The following is a 16,171-nucleotide window of genomic DNA, read 5'->3' as shown; positions in this document are numbered from 1 at the left end:
TCGGGCCGGTCCATACCAGGTACAACTCGACGTACGGGGCATGCGCGCGCTGCACCCCCGCACAGCCTCGGTGTGGAACCGCTCGTGCTCCCCACAAAGCCTCAGAGTGCCGCATAGACCTCGGCCACCCATCACCTGACCTGCTGTTATTGCAAAACAAGTGAGGCCGGGCCCGTTGCAGCAGGCGAACGAAGAGCCTCATCCTCGTGCTGCACGAGTCACGGCAACCGGCCCGGGCGCCCCGCTGGGCTCAGCGCTTGACGACGAAGATGTGCGCGGCGTTCTGGATGGGGAGTTCGGCGGCCTCCCCGCCGCTGCTGACCATCACGCAACCCGGCGACGACTTCACGCTCACGACCGCGCCGGGTTGCACTCCGGCGTGCCGCAGGGTGTACATCAGCTGGGGGTCGGTCTGGATCGACTCTCCGAAGCACCGTACGACCGCGCTCGCGCCGTTCGGCCCGGGCTCCAGGTCGCCGAGGCTGACCATGCTCTCGCCAAGGAACGGATCCGCGGTGCCCTTCTCGCCAAGCTCCTCCAGGCCCGGGATCGGGTTGCCGTAGGGCGACTTCGTCGGGTGCCGCAGGAGCTCCAGGACGTGGCGTTCGACAGCCTCGCTCATTACGTGCTGCCAGCGGGAGGCTTCGGCGTGGACCTGTTCCCACTCCAGCCCGATCACGTCGACGAGCAGACATTCGGCGAGCCGGTGTTTGCGCATGACGCGTGTGGCGATTCGCCTGCCCTCCTCCTTCAACTCCAAGCGCCGGTCGCCGGCGACGTGCAGCAGACCATCGCGCTCCATGCGGGCGACCGTCTGGCTGACGGTGGGGCCACTGTGGTTTAAGCGCTCGGCGATGCGGGCGCGCAAGGGAAGAACGCCTTCCTCCTCAAGTTCCAGGATGGTGCGGAGATACATCTGCGTAGTGTCGATGAGTGCGGACATGCCGTGGATCAGCCGAGGGTTTGGGCGGTGGCGGTCAGGACCGCGCGGCCGAGGATGTGCCCGGCCATGGTGAAGCCGAGGAACGCTGGGTGGCGTCGGCAGGGGCGCCGATCGACTCGACGTCCAGAGCGTGCACCACGATGAAGTAGCGGTGCGGGCCGTACCTGGCCGGCGGGGCGGCGCCGATGAAGCGGGCTGCGCGGGCGTCGTTGGGGCCCCCCGGTGTCGTCGCCTGCGCCCTCGGGCAGCTGGGGGACGGTGGCGGGGATGTCGGCGACCGCCCAGTGCCAGAACCCAGACCCGGTGGGGACGTCGGGGTCGTAGACGGTGACGGGGTAGCTCTTGGTGCCTTCGGGGGCGCCGCTCCAGGACAGCTGCGGGGAGACATCCTTCCCGCCGGGGACGCCGGAAGAGAACTGCTCGGGCGACCAGGCGGCGCCGTCGTTGATCGTGGTGCTGGTAACGGTGAAGGACGTCGCCTCGGGGAGCCGGGCGAAGGGGTCGTTGGCGCTCATCGCGTCGTTCCTTTCAAGACTGTGGGAGAGGTGATGCGGCCGACGCAGAGTCCGCAGCGTCACGTAGGGGGCACCGCCGTCGCCTTTCGTCCACCAAGACCGCCGGGTTCGGCGCCACCGCCAGTGCCACCGCTGGCCGCACCGAGCCGGTGCAAAGGATCAGTCCCGCCAAGGGGCAAGGCCAGGACGGCCGTATCCCTTCGGCAGCTTCGGATCGAATCTCCAAGGTCTGGACCGCTCGGCGTGCACGTCGTTGTTCCGCCGCGATTTGACACGGTTGTGGTCGGGGCTGTGATCGAGACCGCGGTCACGGCTGCGGGCTTCGGCTGAGCGCAGGTCGGCGCGGAGGCGTTGGTCGTCGCGGTCCTGGACGTCCGTGCTGCCGGCCAGGGGCGGGTTCGGCGGCGGTGGTTGCGCTCCAGTGCGTACGCCAGCGACGCCAGCAGGATCAGCGGGATCAGCAGGACAAAGATGATCATGATGGTTCTCCGGCAGGGGCGCGTTCAGCGGGACGCCTTGCCGCGTCCGTCCGCCGTGCCCGGCGGCTTGCGCTGGCGGGGAGGTGGTCGGATCCCAGCACGGTGTGCGGGAGTCCGGGGCGAGGGTTGGCGCCGGTCAGCACCGTGGCGGGGTGCTCGCCAAGGTCGTGCTTGGCGATGGCCGCGATACCTGCTGCGCCCGCAGGCTCCACCAGGATGCCCAGGGTGTCGGCGATCAGGCGCATCGCCGCGAGCAGGTCGGCGTCCTCGACGAGCACCATGTCGTCGACCAGATCGCGCAGCCGGTCCACGGACTGGCGTACCGGCACCCTGATGGCGATGCCCTCGGCGATGGTGTCGACGGGGCCGCCGGTGACGACGCGGCCGGCGCGGAGGCTGTCGGCCAGGGCGGGGGCTCCGGTGACACCGACTCCCACGATCCGGGTGGACGGCGCGGCGTGCTTGATCCAGCTCGCCACCCCGGCGATCAGGCTGCCGTCGCCTACCGGAAGTACGACGGTGTCGGGGGCGTCGGTGCGCAGCAGCTCGATGGCGATCGTGCCCGCGCCCTCGGCGATGGCCGGCTCGCGTCCGTCCTCGACCAACACCGCGCCCGGGTGCTGCCGTACGTGCTCGTGTGCGGCTTGTTTGGCGGTGGTGCCGTCGCCGTCCACCTGGGTGATGGCGGCGCCCAGTGATCGCAGCCTGGCCAGTTTGACGGGGTTGGCGGTACGGGTGGAGAACACGTGCACCGGCACGCCGCGGCGTCGCCCGGCGTAGGCGATGCCCTGGCCGAAGTTGCCCGACGAGGCGCAGACCACGGTCCGCACGTCCGCCGACAGCTCGTGGAGCAGGAACTCGGCCCCGCGCCCTTTGAAGCTGCGCAGCGGGTTGGTGGTCTCGACCTTGACCAGCGTCGGGCGGCCCAGCGCGGCGGACAGCAGCTCGTCGGTGTACTGCGGTGTGTTGCGGAATCGCTCGTCGATCACGGTGGCGGCGTAGGCGATGCGTTCGATGGAGATATCGTTCCCAGACATGTGCACATCGTATACGATGTGCACATGAACGCAAGAGAGCCGATCGAACGGCCCGCGCCGCTACGCGCCGCCGTCTATCAACGAGTCGTCGACCTGGTGACCACAGGAGAGCTGGAGCCGGGCCGTGCGGTCACCGAGCCAGAGCTGAGCCGCTCGCTGGGTGTCTCACGCACCCCCGTGCGCGAGGCGCTGCTGCGGCTGGAGGCAGAGGGCGTGCTGGATTCCACGCCGGCGCGGGGGTTCACCGTCCGACCCTTGAATCCCGTGGAGGCCGCCGAGCTGTATCCGATCCTGGCCACGCTCGAACGGCTGGCGGTGTCGACCTCACCGGCACGAGTCCTCGACCTCACCGCGCTGCGCGCGATCGACGCCGAACTGCTGGCCACCAGCGATCCAGTCCAACGGTGGCGGTTGGACACCACCTTCCACGACACGATCGTGTCGGCGTGCCCGAACGCCAGCCTGCGCACGATGATTCATGCGCTCCGGGTCCGGGTGTCGCGCTATGAGCTGGCGTTCATGCGCGATGGCACCCGCGAAAGTCACGCCGCCCCGCTGCACGAGCAGATGCTTGCCGCGTTCGACGACGCGGACCTGGCCGGCGCCGCCGACCTCATCGGCCGCAACTGGGAAGGCTCCCGCGCAATGGTCCTGGACTGGCTCAGGTCGTGTTGACCACCTCACGACCGCTGCTGTCCTGCACGGTCACGATCACCACGCCAGGGAGGATGACACAGTGAAGCGCATCGGCATCATCGGTGTGGGCGAGATCGGCCGGGCCATCGTGGTGGGACTGTGCGAGGGGGACGACGAGTCCCCCAAAGTGCTCCTGTCCCCTCGGGGAACCGGCACGGTCGTGGAGTTGGCCGCGCATTACCCCAACGTCCGGGTGTGCGCCGACAACCAGGAGGTGGTGGACAGCTCCGAGGTGGTGATCATCGCCGTACGCCGCCAAGACCGACATGAAGCACTCGCTGGCCTGAGGGTGGCCGACGACAAGATCGTGGTCAGCGTGATGGCCGGCGTCGGCATCGACGCCCTGCGCGAGACACTGGCCACCAACGCCCCGCTGGTACGGGCCATCCCCCTGCCCGCCGTACGCGAACGCCGCTCCGTCACCGTGACATACCCGCCGCACCCGGTGGTGGACTCCCTCTTCACGTACCTGGGCGGGGCGCTCCCGGTCGAGGACGAGGCGGTGTTCAACGTCTTCTCCGCACTGACCGGGACGCTGACCGCTCACTACTCCTACCTCGCCACGCTCACCTCGTGGGCCACCGGCCACGGCATCGCCCCCGACGACGCAGACAACTACGTCCGCAACCTCTTCCAAGGCGTCGGCCGCGCCCTGAGCGACCAGACCCGAACCCTGCACCAACTCGCCGCCGACCACGAAACCCCGAACGGAAGCAACGAACGCATCCGCACCACATGGTTCACCACTGCCAGCTCTGAAGCCCTCAACAAAGCCCTCGATGACCTCCTCGCCGATCTCACATAGCCGGTAACCCGACCGACTGCCAGTAGCGTCGGGCAGCCGGTGCTGGAGCGCTTCGCCGGACTCGGGAGGCTCGCGGTCCTGGACGTCGCGCGCATGGTCACGGTTGCGCGCTACCGGTCCTGTGGAAAGTCAGCGGCCCAAGCGTCATTTCGTTGCTGGTCGTCGCCGCCGTTCTGGCCCTCCGCTCCCGAACGTGTCCCCCAGCCGCCAGGTAGCGATGTGCGGTTTGGGTGGTCTAGCTGGGCGGGGGCGAACCGTACGTGCGAAAACCGATGGCCTGTGGTTGCGCACTCGGATGATCCTGGGTGGATGGACCTTGAGAACGCCGCGCGGGACTGGCGGGCCGATGGCTTCGTGATCCTCCCGGAGTTCATCCCCGCCGAGGAGCTGGCGCCGGCGGTGAGCGAACTGAGCCTGCTCTTTCCCTCCGCTGAGGGTTTTCATGACGGCACCGACCCGCGCCGCGGACGCTTCATCGGCGACGAGTTCGCCGGGATCGACACCTTCCCGTTCGCCAGTACCGAGATCAGCCTGCTGGCGGTGAACCATCGCATCCTGGCACTCGCCCAGGCGCTGCTGGACGACAGTGACGTCCACCTCTACACGGCCGAGGCTTGGGCCAAGTACACCGGTGCCTGCGACTACGACCAGGACCTGCACCGCGACTACCTCAACCACACCGTCCTGGTCCCCAGCACGGCACCGGGCTGCCAGCAGCTGGAGATGTTCGTCTTCCTCGGCGACGTCCCCGAAGAACTCGGACCGCCGCATCTGCTCTCACGTGCGCACACCGCGGACATCCCCGCCGTACCGAACTGGTTCCTGCGGCCCGGACAGGACAGCGCCTGGCGATTCAACGAAGACAGCGGCAGCCCACAGATGTACGGAGCCGAGGTCTCCGGTGCCGGGCCCGCCGGAACGGTCATCGCCTTCGAGGCCGGCACCTTCCACCGAGGCACCCAACTGACCGCACCTCGCGGCGCCCGCTACAGCATGCACCTGGGCTTCCGGCCGTCCAGCCTCGCGTGGGGGCAACGTGCGGGGTGGGCGGCGCGCAGCTTCGAACGAGAATGGGTCGAGTTCGTCCACCGCGCCACCCCTCGCCAACTCCAGGCCTTCGGATTCCCCCCGCCGGGGCATCCCTACTGGACACCACAGACGCTGGCCGGCATGGCACTGCGGTACCCGGAACTCGACCTCACGCCCTGGTCGGCCTCCGCTCCCGCACCACAGAGGTCTTGATTGCGCCAACGGGGCCGAGGCATGTGTCTGTCGAGTTAGCCGAGCTGGGGGTGGGGTGGATTTGCTCGACGCGGTCACGGTTGGTGTACATGTCCCAGTAGTGCGCGGGCGAGGTCGTCGGGGTCGACGAGCGGGCCGACCATCTCGCTGCCTGCGATGAGGGCCTCGATGGACAGGGTGCCAGCGTAGGCGCCGATCTGGGCCAGTTCGCCATTGAGGGAGCAAAGCCAGTTGCGGGCGGCCGACATGAGCGTGCCCACGCCGCTCATATAGGGCCGCGGTTGCACGGCCGTGTGGCCGGTGGTCATCAGGAAGGCGCCGTCGCCGCGCTCGGTCCATTCCGGCAGCACGGCGCGGACCACTTCGACGGGGGTGAGCAGCAGCGGGCTGTCCTTCTCCAGGGTGGCCGCGTCCAGCTTCGTGGCCGGGGAGAAGCCCTGCTCGCCACTGATCGGGCTGTACTCGATCACGTCGATGCGGCCGAAGCGGTCCCGGATGGCTTCGGTCAGGGCAGGCACCTCAGTGGGCCGGGACAGGTCGGCGGTGAAGCCGGCTGTCTCCATGCCTTCGGCGGTGAGCTGCTCGACCAGGGCGTCCAGGCGGTCCTTGCGTTGTGCGACCAGGGCGACGCGGAAGCCTTCGCGGGCGAAACGACGAGCGACCGAGGCGCCGAGGCCGGGACCGGCTGGCGGCCGCCGCGCCCGGTGCAACGCATTCCGGCCTGACGCCGTGACCGGCGGCCTGCGCTCGCGGAAGCCGGCGTGGGCGGATCCGGACACGGGGGTGAGCCTCGGCCCGGTGGCCCGGCACCGGGGGGCGTTCGGCTCTGGCTGAGGCGACGGGGGCTGGGTTGGTGCGTGGGGTGAAGGCAAGCAGGCCTGGCCACGTCCCCTGGTGGGGAGCCTGACTCCGTAGGTGTGAAGCGGAAGCGGTTGTCGGCGAGTTTGGAAACGCTTGGCGATCGCCCGGGCCTGGAAATGTAGGTGAGAGGTGAGACCGCCTCGCTTGGATGGTGGCGGCGAGTCTGATCCGACCGATGACACCACCTCTTCTGTGACGTCTATACCCATGGGACCGAATAGAGGAGGACACCATGATCATCAGCAGCCACTTCGTCACGCTGGATGGGGTCATCGGATCACCCGAGCAGTGGCATCCCGCGTTCATGTCACCGGAGAGCATCGACGTCATGCTGACGCAGCTCGCGCGGGCCGACGGGTTGTTGCTGGGGCGACGGACTTTCGAGGAGTTCGCCGCCTATTGGCCCCGACAGGGCGACGACGTTATGGCAGCGAAGGAGACCAACGCGATCCGCAAGTACGTCGTATCGTCCACGCTCAGCGACCCGGACTGGGGCCCCACCGAGGTGCTGGCGGGTGACCCGGTGCGTTCTGTCAACACGCTGACCGAGCCGGGACTGACGCTCTGGCTGACCGGCGGCCGCCTCACACGCACGCTGCTGGCGGCTGGCATGATCGACGAGGTGCAGTTCTACCTGGATCCCTTCGTAGCCGGCCATGGCCTGCGTCTCTTCGACGGACTCCACGCGCAGCTGAGGCTCGAGCTCGCTCAGTGCACGCAGCTCCCCAACGGCGTGCTGCACCTGGTGTACGGTCCCGGTGGACCGACCAAATGAGCGGGCCGGACACGACCGAGTTCGAGTGGCTGCTGTGCCGGCATCGTGCGGAGATTCAGCTGCACTGCTACCGCATGCTCGGCTCGCTCGAGGACGCGGAGGATCTCACCCAGGAGGCGTTCCTTCGAGCCTGGCGGGCGCGGGACACGTTCATCGGACGGTCGAGCTTCCGTACCTGGATCTATCGCATCGCCACCAACGCATGCCTTGATCATCTGCGTCGCCAGTCCCGACAGCGCCACCCGGCGGTGGCCGCGGCCGAGTTCACTCAGGTGCCTGTCCAGGTCGCGGTGCCGTGGCTGCAGCCCTATCCCGACCCGTCGGACACCGGCCTGGTGGACCTGCCGGCCGCCGTGCCGGTTTCGACCGAGCCGGGGCCCGAGCAGCAGGCGTCGGCGCGAGACACGGTCCGGCTCGCGTTCGTCGCAGCCATCCAGTACCTGCCACACCGGCAACGCGGCGCGTTCTTGCTGCGCGACTGTTTGGGGTGGTCGGTTCAACAGTGTGCGGAGGCGCTCGAGTCGAGCTCGGCCGCCGTTAACAGCGCACTCCAGCGGGCCCGCGCGACGATGCGCACCGTGCTCGACGGGGATCCGGCACGGTGGACGTCCCCGCGGCCCGGCGACATGAGTTCCGAGGAGTGGGCCCTGGTCGAGCGCTACGTCGACGCCGTGGAGAGCGCGGACGACTCCCGGATCGCGGCTCTGTTCGCCGCCGAGGCCAGGGTCAGTCACGCACCGCAGGCCGGCGGCAACCAAACCGATGAGGCGGTGTGGTACGGGGGTCGCCAGACCATCGTGGAAGCGTGGCATCCGGTGCTGCACGCCGATGGCCATCCGGAGCTGAGGCTGACTGCGGTCCGGATGAACGCGCAGCCAGGCCTGGCGGCCTACGTGCGGATGCCGGGCCAGGTGGATTACGAGGCATTTGCGCTCAATGCACTAACTGTCGTCGCTGGCCAGGTCACCGAGGTGGCCACCTTCCCCGCCGCATTGTTCACGTGGTTCGGCCTGCCCAGACGACGGCGTTAACATCGGCGCGGTGTCAGCGCCCAGGACCTCCCAGCCATCTATCGCTGGGCGGGTTGCATCTACGATCTCGCCGACCCGATGTCGAAGATGTTCTTCAACATGCTGGCTGTGTTCGCCGCGTTCGAGGCCGACCTCCTCAAATGAGAACTCGCGAGGGCGTGGCCATCGCACGCGCAACGGCAAGCTCAAAGGCAAACCGCCCCAGCTCACCACGCGCCAGCAAGCCGAACTCGTCCGCACGCACGCCACCGGCACGCACACCATCGGCGACCTGATGGAGGTCTTCTCGATCGGACGAGCCACCGTGTACCGCGTCCTCAAACGCGCAGCCAAGACTCCCTGAGGTGTATCCGACCGAAAATTCGTCAGTGCTACCGGAACCCCTATGTACGCGGTCCAGCTCGATGAGCGCGAAGACCGTCTACTTGCCCGCGCCCAAGGGGCCGACCAAGGCCGTCATTCCGGTGCCCGGTGCCTCGAAACTCACCTGCTGGTGGACACACACCGCTACTTTGCGGCTCGCCGTGGGCTTCGGGAGTTCTGGGCCGTACATGTGGGCGGCGACCGCGCGGCTCGGGCCGCGATTCCGGGTGCTTGGCTTACGGGCTGGTTACGTCAAGCACGGCTTGCCCTCCAGGAGCCCTGCGTTCCGTGCGGGCAGGCGCCCGGCGACCGAGCGGGAGTGGGGGGCGGAGCCTGAGTACCTGTGGGCACCGTCGACGCGCCCCAACCCTGTCACGGCCCTCGACGCGGCCGCCGCTCTCACCATTCTGGAGGCGGCCCGCCGCTCGCCTGCCGAGGGCGTGACAGTCCGGCTGTAGCCAGGTCACTGAACTCCAGGTCAGCCCAGTGGAGGCCCAGATCGGCCTAGTGCGTAGACACCAGGACACGTGAGTGACTGGTCCGGGTGCACCAGGGGAAGACGGCGTCGGGAGACGATGCCCGGCGGGAGCGCCGGAGGGAAGTGTTGGAGGCGCGTGAATCTCGCGCATTCCCCTTGCCTAGCAGTGTCTGGAGTGATCAACAGGTGGCGACATTTCTTTACCGGATCGGACGGTGGGCCTTCCGGCGGCGCCGGCTCGTGGGTGGTCTGTGGCTGGGTGTCCTGGTGCTGGCCGTCGTCGCCGCCGCCATGGCGCCGGCCGGGGAGGAAGAGGACCTCTCCATGCCCGGCACCGAGTCGCAGAAGGCGTTCGACCTGCTGGACGAGCGCTTCCCCCAGAGCAACTCCCAGGGTGCCGAGGCCCGCTTGGTGTTCCAGGCCCCGGACGGGCAGCAGGTGACAGCCAGCGAGAACAAGGCGGCCGTCAAGGCCACGCTCGGCTCGCTGGACGGGGGCGATCAGGTCGCGTCGACCACCGACCCCTACAAGACCGGCGCTGTCAGCGAGGACGGCACCATCGCCTACTCCACCATCACCTACACCGCAGACGCCGTCGACCTGACCGAGCCGACGAAGAGAGCCCTCGAGGACGCCGCGAGCCAGGCCCGGGACGCGGGGCTGACCGTGGAGATCGGTGGCTCGGCCCTGGAGTCGGAAGAGGCGCTCGGCGGTACGACGGAGATCATCGGCGTGGTGGTGGCGGCGGTGGTGCTGGTCCTCGCCCTCGGGTCGCTGGTCGCGGCCGGATTGTCGCTGCTGACCGCCTTCGTGGGCGTGACCATCGCCTTCGGACTGGTCTCCGCGCTGGCCGTTCCGCTGGGCCTGACGTCCACCGTCGCCATCCTGGCGCTGATGCTGGGGCTGGCGGTCGGCATCGACTACGCACTCTTCATCACCTCCCGCTTCCGCGACGAGCTCGCCCAGGGCAGCGAGCCGGAGGAGGCCGCCGGCCGGGCGGTGGGCACGGCCGGATCCGCCGTCGTCTTCGCCGGCGCGACCGTCTTCATCGCCCTGGTCGGGCTGGGGGTCGTCGGGATCCCCGAACTCACCAAGATGGGCATGGGCGGCGCGGGCGCCGTGGCCCTTGCCGTACTCGTCGCATTGACCCTGGTCCCCGCGCTTTTCGGCTTCTTCGGCCGGCGGATACTGTCCCGCGCCGTCCGCAAGGCCACCCGCCCGGGAAGCGAGCGCCCGGTGCCCACCGCGGCCGGCCGGCCTGGGCTCGGCACCCGCTGGGCACGGTTCGTGCTGCGCCGGCCGGTGACCGTGCTGATGATCGCCGGACTCGGTCTCGGCGCCGTCGCCCTACCGGCGCTGAGTCTCGAACTCGGGCTGCCCGGAGCCGAGTCCAAGTCGGTGGAGACCACCGAGCGCCGTGCCTACGACCTGCTGTCAGAAGGCTTCGGCCCCGGCTTCAACGGCCCGTTGACCGTGGTCGTGGACATGTCGGAGTCCGCGGACACCCGGGCCACCACGGACCTGGTCGTCAAGACGGTACGGGGAGTGGACGGGGTCGCGTCGGTCGGTGATCCGGTTCTCAACCGGACCAAGGACACGGCCGTCCTCACCGCCGTCCCGCGGACCGCGCCGAACAGCGGCGAGACCAAGGACCTGGTGCACGCGATCCGGGGCGCGGTCTCCGGCGTCGAGGCCGGCACGGGCGCCGCCGTCCTGGTGACCGGCACCACCGCGATGAACATCGACATTTCCGAAGCCATGTCCGACGCCCTCCTCCCCTATCTGAGCGTGGTCATCGGCCTGGCGGTGCTCCTGCTGATGGTGGTCTTCCGCTCGGTCCTGGTCCCGATCAAGGCCGCGCTCGGCTTCCTGCTGTCGGTGGGCGCCGCCTTCGGCGTCGTCGTCGCCGTCTTCCAGTGGGGCTGGGCGGCAGACCTGATCGGCATCGAGCAGACCGGACCGGTCATGTCGCTGATGCCGATTCTCATCATCGGAATCGTGTTCGGCCTCGCCATGGATTACGAGGTCTTCCTCCTCACCCGGATGCGGGAGGCCTACGTCCATGGCGCGTCCCCCGGCGAGGCGATCGTCAGCGGTTTCCGGCACAGCGGACGCGTGGTGGCCGCGGCGGCGATCATCATGATCAGCGTGTTCGCCGGATTCATCGGGATGACAAACCCGACCATCCAGACGATGGGCGTCGGCTTGGCCGCCGCCGTCGCGTTCGACGCCTTCGTGGTCCGGATGGCGATCGCACCCGCGGTCCTGGCACTGCTCGGCCACCGGGCCTGGTGGCTGCCCCGTACCCTGAACCGTGTGCTGCCGAATGTGGATATCGAGGGTGAGGCACTGAGCAGGCATGTCCCGGCCTCCACGACCGAGCCGGACGCAATGGTGCCGCAACTTCCCGCCGGCCGGCACTGAGCCGGCCATGACGAACACGGGTGGCGGTGGCCCGCGACCACGCGGCGCGTGGTGGCGGGAGGGAGCGATCACGGCGACGGCGTTCGCGCTCTGCCTGCTCGGCGGCGTGGTGGGGGTCGACGACACGCTGTCACCGCCGCCTGCCGCTGCCTACTTCGTCGCCGTGGTGTCCTGTGCCGTGCTGCCGGTGCGGCACCGGGCGCCCGTGGCCGCCATGGCGGCCACGACTGCGGGTGGCATGCTGGCGCCACCCGCGGGCCTCCTGCTGAGCCCGCTCATCGTGGCCCCCGCCGTGATCACCGCCTACTCGCTCGCCGTGCGCACCGAACGGCGCGCGGCGAGCGCGGTGTTGCTCGCCTCCGCGGCGCTGCTGGTCGCCTCCATACCTTTGTTCGGGGACTTCTCGTGGCAGGACGCGACCAGGATGGGTGCGGTGGCGGCGTTCCCTCTGGTGGCCGGCGTACTCGGTCACTCGGCGCAGAACCGGCGGGCCTACCTGGCGGCCGTGGAGGAGCGGGCCCGGCGGGCCGAGAAGAGCCGGGAGAGCGAGGCGCGCCGGAGAGTGGCCGAGGAACGGGTGCGCATCGCCCGGGAACTGCACGACCTCGTGGCCCATCAGATCACCCTGGCCAACGCGCAGGCCACAGTCGCCGACCACCTGTTCGACGCCCGCCCAGAGCAGACCCGCAAGAGCCTGAAGGAGCTCGTCGAAACCACCAGCAACGCGCTCGACGACCTGCGGGCCACGGTCGGTCTGCTCCGTCAGTCCGGGGACGCAGCGGCGCCGGCCGAACCGGCGCCCGGGCTGTCCCGGCTTCCCGCGCTCCTCGAATCCTTCCGCCGCGCGGGTCTGGAGGTGTCGGTGCACCAGGAGGGCAAGGCCAGGCCGCTGCCGCCGGGAGTGGACCTCACCGCCTACCGCATCGTTCAGGAGGCCCTGACCAACGTGACCAAGCACGCCGGTACCGGTAGCGCCCGTGTGCGCCTCGCCTGGAACCGCGATCGCGTGACCATCACCGTCGCCGACGACGGAGGGGGCGCCCGCACGGTGCCGACCGCATCCACGAGGCCGACCGCATCCACGGGGCCGGATGCGCCGGACCGTCCGCCCGGTTACGGTCTGATCGGGATGAGGGAACGTGCCACCGCGGTCGGGGGACACCTCTCCGCGGGCACGCGTCCGGAGGGCGGCTTCCTCGTCTCCACCCAGCTGCCCCTCCCGCCTGCCAAGGACACGACGCGGAGGACTGACGGAGCAACAACCGCCGAGGGGTGGATGGCCGACGGAGCGACAGGCGACGGACGGACGAGCGACGGAGAGGCCAGGGATGCGCCGTGACGCTCCGGGTGCTGCTCGCCGACGATCAGGCCCTGCTACGCGGTGCCTTCCGGCTGCTACTTGACACCGCCGACGACATCACCGTGGTCGGCGAGGCCGCCGACGGCAGGGAGGCGGTGAGACTCACCCGGGAGCTGCGGCCGGACGTGGTGATCATGGATATCCGTATGCCCGAGGTGGACGGTCTCACCGCCACGTCGGAGATCTGCGCAGACCCGGAACTGCGTGCCAGCCGCATTCTGATCCTCACCACGTACGAGACCGACGAGTACGTCGCTCAGGCGCTGCGCGCGGGGGCCGGCGGCTTCATCGGCAAGGGCATCGGGGCCGAGGACCTGGTGGACGCCGTGCGTACGATCGCTGAAGGTGACACTCTGCTGTCCCCCGCCGCGACCCGCTCCTTGGTCGCCCGTTTCCTGGCCGCACCGGACGCCGCCCCGCCGCACCGCCCCGAACTGCTCTCCGTGCTCACCCCGCGCGAACGCGAGATGGTGGCCCTGGTCGCGACCGGCCTGTCCAACCAGGAGATCGCCGAGCGGATGTTCCTCAGCCCCTTCACCGTCCGCGCCCACGTCCAGCGCGCCATGACGAAGTTGGAGGCCCGCGACCGGGCGCAACTCGTCGTCATCGCCTACCGGACGGGCCTGGCCCGCGCCGCCCCCGACGGCGGCACCGACCGCCTGTCGTAGCCCGATACCGGGGCCCTTCGGCGGCTCCACGCGGCTGGCCGCGCACACCCCCGCTGCCCGGCGCGGAGACGTTGGCGTTTGTGGACGTGGACTCGATGCAGCTGAGGTTGTTCACGGTGCGCAACGACGGCCGGCCCGCAGCGCCCCGATGACCGCGGTCAGTGCATGCCATGACCGATCCCCGATCTGACAAAACATGGGGCGCGCGTCTTTCCGCCGCACCCTTTCTGGGACAGATGTAGAGAATGATGCGTCAGATCCGACCTCTGCTGTGAGGCGCCCGCCCGGGGCGCAACGAGGAGAGGATCGACCAGTGAAGAATCCAGTGGTGCACTTCGAAATCATCGGGAGTGACCCCGCGCGGCTTCGCGAGTACTACGGCGAGCTGTTCGGGTGGGAGTTCCAGGTGGGCGACGCGCTGAACGAGCAGGTCTCCAAGCCGGGCGAGTACGGGTTCGTGGAGAGCGGCATCAACGGAGGCATCGGCGGCGGCGCGGGTTATGAGAGCCGCGTGTTGTTCTATGTGGGTGTTCCGGACGTCGAGGCGGCGCTCCAGGAGGCGGAGAGGCTGGGCGGGAAAAGGATCATGGGCCCGGTGGGAGAGGACTTCACGGTCGGGCAATTCACCGACCCCGAGGGGCACCTGATCGGCGTCGCGGGCCCGCCCGTGAAGGAGGACGAGTGAAGTACCTGCTGCTGGTCTACAGCAACCCGGAGAACTGGGAGCACCCGATGTTCCTGCGTGATCCCCAGTTTCTCGCCCTGCCGCAGGAGGAACGCGACAAGCTGACCCGGCAGGCCGACGACCTCTACAAGGAGATCACCGAGTCCGGTGAGCTGGTGGTCGGCACCGCGCTGGCCGATCCGGTCAACACCATGACCGTGCGGGTGCGCGAGGGCGTCGCAGCGACCACGGACGGACCGTTCAGCGAGGCCAAGGAGCAGCTCGCCGGCTACTTCGTTCTCGACTGCGACAGCCCGGAACGGGCGGCCGAGATCGCGGCGAAGTTCCCCGACGCGCGCTTCACCGCGGTCGAGGTCCGGCCGATCATGGACATGTCCGGCCAGGAGATGTGAGCACCGCGACCGAGGATCTGCTGCGCCGGCTGGCGTCGCAGGTCCTCGCCGCGCTCGTGCGTCACCACGGGCATTTCGAGACAGCCGAGGACGCGGTCCAGGAGGCGCTGCTGGCCGCCGCGACGCAGTGGCCCGAACGCGGCGTGCCGGACCGCCCGGACGCCTGGCTGATCACGGTGGCGTCCCGCCGGATGACCGACCAGCTCCGCAGCGAGCTGGCGAACCGCCATCGGGAGGAGAAGGTCGCCGCGCGGACACTGCCGGACGAGCTTCTCGCGTCGGCGGCCGACATTGAGCTGTTGCGTCAGGGGGACGACACCCTCACCTTGCTTCTGCTCTGCTGCCATCCCAGTCTTACCCCGCCCTCACAGATCGCGCTCACGCTCCGCGCGGTGGGCGGGCTGACCACGGCGGAGATCGCCCGTGCGTTCCTCGTCCCCGAGGCGACGATGGCCCAGCGCATCAGCCGGGCCAAGCAGCGCATCAAGGCGTCCGGCGCCCGCTTTCGGATGCCGCCCGAGCCCGAGCGGCCCGACCGGCTGCGCTCGGTGCTGCATGTGCTCTACCTGATCTTCAACGAGGGGTACACCGCGAGCTCGGGCCCTGACCTGCATCGCAGCGACCTCACCCGGGAGGCGATCCGGCTCACCCGGATGCTGCGCGGGCTGCTGCCCGATGACGGGGAGACCGCCGGGCTCCTCGCCCTCATGCTCCTCATCGACGCGCGCCGCCCGGCCCGTACCGCCGCCGACGGCGCCCTCGTCCCGCTCGCCGAGCAGGACCGCGCCAGGTGGCACCGGGAGTCCATCGACGAGGGCATCGACCTGATCACCAGAACGCTTTCCCACGCCCGGATCGGGCCTTACCAGCTCCAGGCGGCCATCGCCGCCGTGCACTCGGAGGCCGCGCACGCCGGCGACACCGACTGGCCCCAGATCGTCGCGCTCTACCAGTTGCTCGAACGCATGGACCCCAATCCGGTCGTCACCCTCAACCATGCCGTCGCGGTCGCGATGGTGGACGGCCCGCACGCCGGTCTCGCGCTCCTCGCACCGCTGGACGCCGACGACCGGCTGTCCGGTCATCACCGGCTGCACGCCGTCCGGGCGCACCTGCTGGAGATGGCCGGTGATCAAGAGGGCGCCCGGTCCTGCTACCGGACGGCCGCGCGTCTGACCACCAGTCTTCCCGAGCAGCGCTACCTGCAGGGCCGAGCCGCCCGCCTCGCCCCACCGGACCCGTAACCCGGCTCACCCACTGGCCCCACAGGGCAGACGAAGGAAGCCGATAGGGCTACCCCCAGGTCACCAGCCTGCACGCCAACTGAGGCATGACGATTCGCCAGCTTGGTCGCGGATCGGCAAAACCGCGGGTTCGACCGTCCACCCCTAGCCCAGCCCGTCGACACGACATGACC

Annotated in this window: 16 protein-coding genes and 1 pseudogene; 13 read left to right on the top strand and 4 right to left on the bottom strand. The window is 69.4% G+C overall.

Annotation, left to right across the window (positions count from 1 at the left end; all coding sequences use genetic code 11):
• Positions 1-250: 250 nt before the first annotated feature.
• The 3 genes and pseudogenes from ACH34W_RS32170 to ACH34W_RS32160 form a co-directional block, all read right to left on the bottom strand.
• On the bottom strand, positions 251-943 hold the full coding sequence (locus ACH34W_RS32170) for a metal-dependent transcriptional regulator (RefSeq protein WP_395964897.1): 693 nt from the start codon (positions 941-943) through the stop codon (positions 251-253).
• 8 nt (positions 944-951) lie between these two features.
• Positions 952-1,458: pseudogene (locus ACH34W_RS32165) on the bottom strand (YbhB/YbcL family Raf kinase inhibitor-like protein).
• A gap of 475 nt (positions 1,459-1,933) precedes the next feature.
• The gene (locus ACH34W_RS32160; RefSeq protein WP_395964896.1) at positions 1,934-2,974 is read right to left on the bottom strand and encodes a threonine/serine dehydratase; all 1,041 of its coding nucleotides are present in this window, start codon (positions 2,972-2,974) and stop codon (positions 1,934-1,936) included.
• A 24-nt stretch (positions 2,975-2,998) separates the two neighbouring features.
• On the opposite strand from ACH34W_RS32160, the gene ACH34W_RS32155 reads away from it, so the two are divergent.
• The 3 genes from ACH34W_RS32155 to ACH34W_RS32145 all read left to right on the top strand — a co-directional run bounded on the left by ACH34W_RS32155 (position 2,999) and on the right by ACH34W_RS32145 (position 5,717).
• Positions 2,999-3,649 (top strand): GntR family transcriptional regulator, encoded by a 651-nt coding sequence (locus ACH34W_RS32155; protein ID WP_395964895.1) that lies wholly within the window; start codon positions 2,999-3,001, stop codon positions 3,647-3,649.
• Between the two features lie 61 nt (positions 3,650-3,710).
• Positions 3,711-4,475, top strand: coding sequence for an NAD(P)-binding domain-containing protein (locus tag ACH34W_RS32150; RefSeq protein WP_395964894.1), 765 nt, complete (start codon positions 3,711-3,713; stop codon positions 4,473-4,475).
• Between the two features lie 309 nt (positions 4,476-4,784).
• Positions 4,785-5,717: a phytanoyl-CoA dioxygenase family protein gene (locus ACH34W_RS32145; RefSeq protein ID WP_395964893.1), complete on the top strand. Its 933-nt coding sequence runs from the start codon at positions 4,785-4,787 to the stop codon at positions 5,715-5,717.
• A gap of 74 nt (positions 5,718-5,791) precedes the next feature.
• Here ACH34W_RS32145 and ACH34W_RS32140 read toward each other — a convergent pair whose 3' ends face one another.
• On the bottom strand, positions 5,792-6,496 hold the full coding sequence (locus ACH34W_RS32140; protein WP_395964892.1) for an SDR family NAD(P)-dependent oxidoreductase: 705 nt from the start codon (positions 6,494-6,496) through the stop codon (positions 5,792-5,794).
• A 314-nt stretch (positions 6,497-6,810) separates the two neighbouring features.
• Between ACH34W_RS32140 and ACH34W_RS32135 the strand changes: the two genes are divergently transcribed.
• The 10 genes from ACH34W_RS32135 (at position 6,811) to ACH34W_RS32090 (ending at position 15,998) form a co-directional block, all read left to right on the top strand.
• Complete coding sequence (locus tag ACH34W_RS32135; protein WP_395964891.1) at positions 6,811-7,353, top strand: dihydrofolate reductase family protein; 543 nt, start codon at positions 6,811-6,813, stop codon at positions 7,351-7,353.
• Positions 7,350-8,384: an RNA polymerase subunit sigma-70 gene (locus tag ACH34W_RS32130; protein WP_395964890.1), complete on the top strand. Its 1,035-nt coding sequence runs from the start codon at positions 7,350-7,352 to the stop codon at positions 8,382-8,384. Before ACH34W_RS32135 ends, ACH34W_RS32130 begins: the two co-directional genes overlap by 4 nt.
• Before the next feature lie 10 nt (positions 8,385-8,394).
• Positions 8,395-8,727: a helix-turn-helix domain-containing protein gene (locus ACH34W_RS32125; RefSeq protein ID WP_395964889.1), complete on the top strand. Its 333-nt coding sequence runs from the start codon at positions 8,395-8,397 to the stop codon at positions 8,725-8,727.
• A gap of 61 nt (positions 8,728-8,788) precedes the next feature.
• Entirely contained in the window at positions 8,789-9,205 is a 417-nt protein-coding gene (locus ACH34W_RS32120; RefSeq protein WP_395964888.1) for a hypothetical protein, read from the top strand.
• Between the two features lie 206 nt (positions 9,206-9,411).
• A complete protein-coding gene (locus tag ACH34W_RS32115) occupies positions 9,412-11,649 on the top strand; it encodes an MMPL family transporter (RefSeq protein WP_395964887.1) in 2,238 nt (745 codons plus the stop codon).
• A gap of 7 nt (positions 11,650-11,656) precedes the next feature.
• Positions 11,657-12,988, top strand: coding sequence for a sensor histidine kinase (locus tag ACH34W_RS32110; RefSeq protein ID WP_395964886.1), 1,332 nt, complete (start codon positions 11,657-11,659; stop codon positions 12,986-12,988).
• Positions 12,985-13,677: a response regulator gene (locus ACH34W_RS32105; RefSeq protein WP_395964885.1), complete on the top strand. Its 693-nt coding sequence runs from the start codon at positions 12,985-12,987 to the stop codon at positions 13,675-13,677. The genes ACH34W_RS32110 and ACH34W_RS32105 overlap by 4 nt, the downstream gene beginning before the upstream one ends.
• A 313-nt stretch (positions 13,678-13,990) precedes the next feature.
• Complete coding sequence (locus ACH34W_RS32100) at positions 13,991-14,362, top strand: VOC family protein (RefSeq protein WP_395964884.1); 372 nt, start codon at positions 13,991-13,993, stop codon at positions 14,360-14,362.
• Positions 14,359-14,754, top strand: coding sequence for a YciI family protein (locus ACH34W_RS32095; protein ID WP_395964883.1), 396 nt, complete (start codon positions 14,359-14,361; stop codon positions 14,752-14,754). Before ACH34W_RS32100 ends, ACH34W_RS32095 begins: the two co-directional genes overlap by 4 nt.
• On the top strand, positions 14,751-15,998 hold the full coding sequence (locus ACH34W_RS32090; RefSeq protein WP_395964882.1) for an RNA polymerase sigma factor: 1,248 nt from the start codon (positions 14,751-14,753) through the stop codon (positions 15,996-15,998). The genes ACH34W_RS32095 and ACH34W_RS32090 overlap by 4 nt, the downstream gene beginning before the upstream one ends.
• Positions 15,999-16,171: the final 173 nt, after the last annotated feature.

The organism is Actinomadura sp. 6N118 (genome assembly GCF_044326415.1).
Classification (GTDB): Bacteria; Actinomycetota; Actinomycetes; order Streptosporangiales; family Streptosporangiaceae; genus Spirillospora.
Note: the sequence above shows the minus strand (reverse complement) of the source record. Positions and strands in the feature narration are given on the sequence as shown.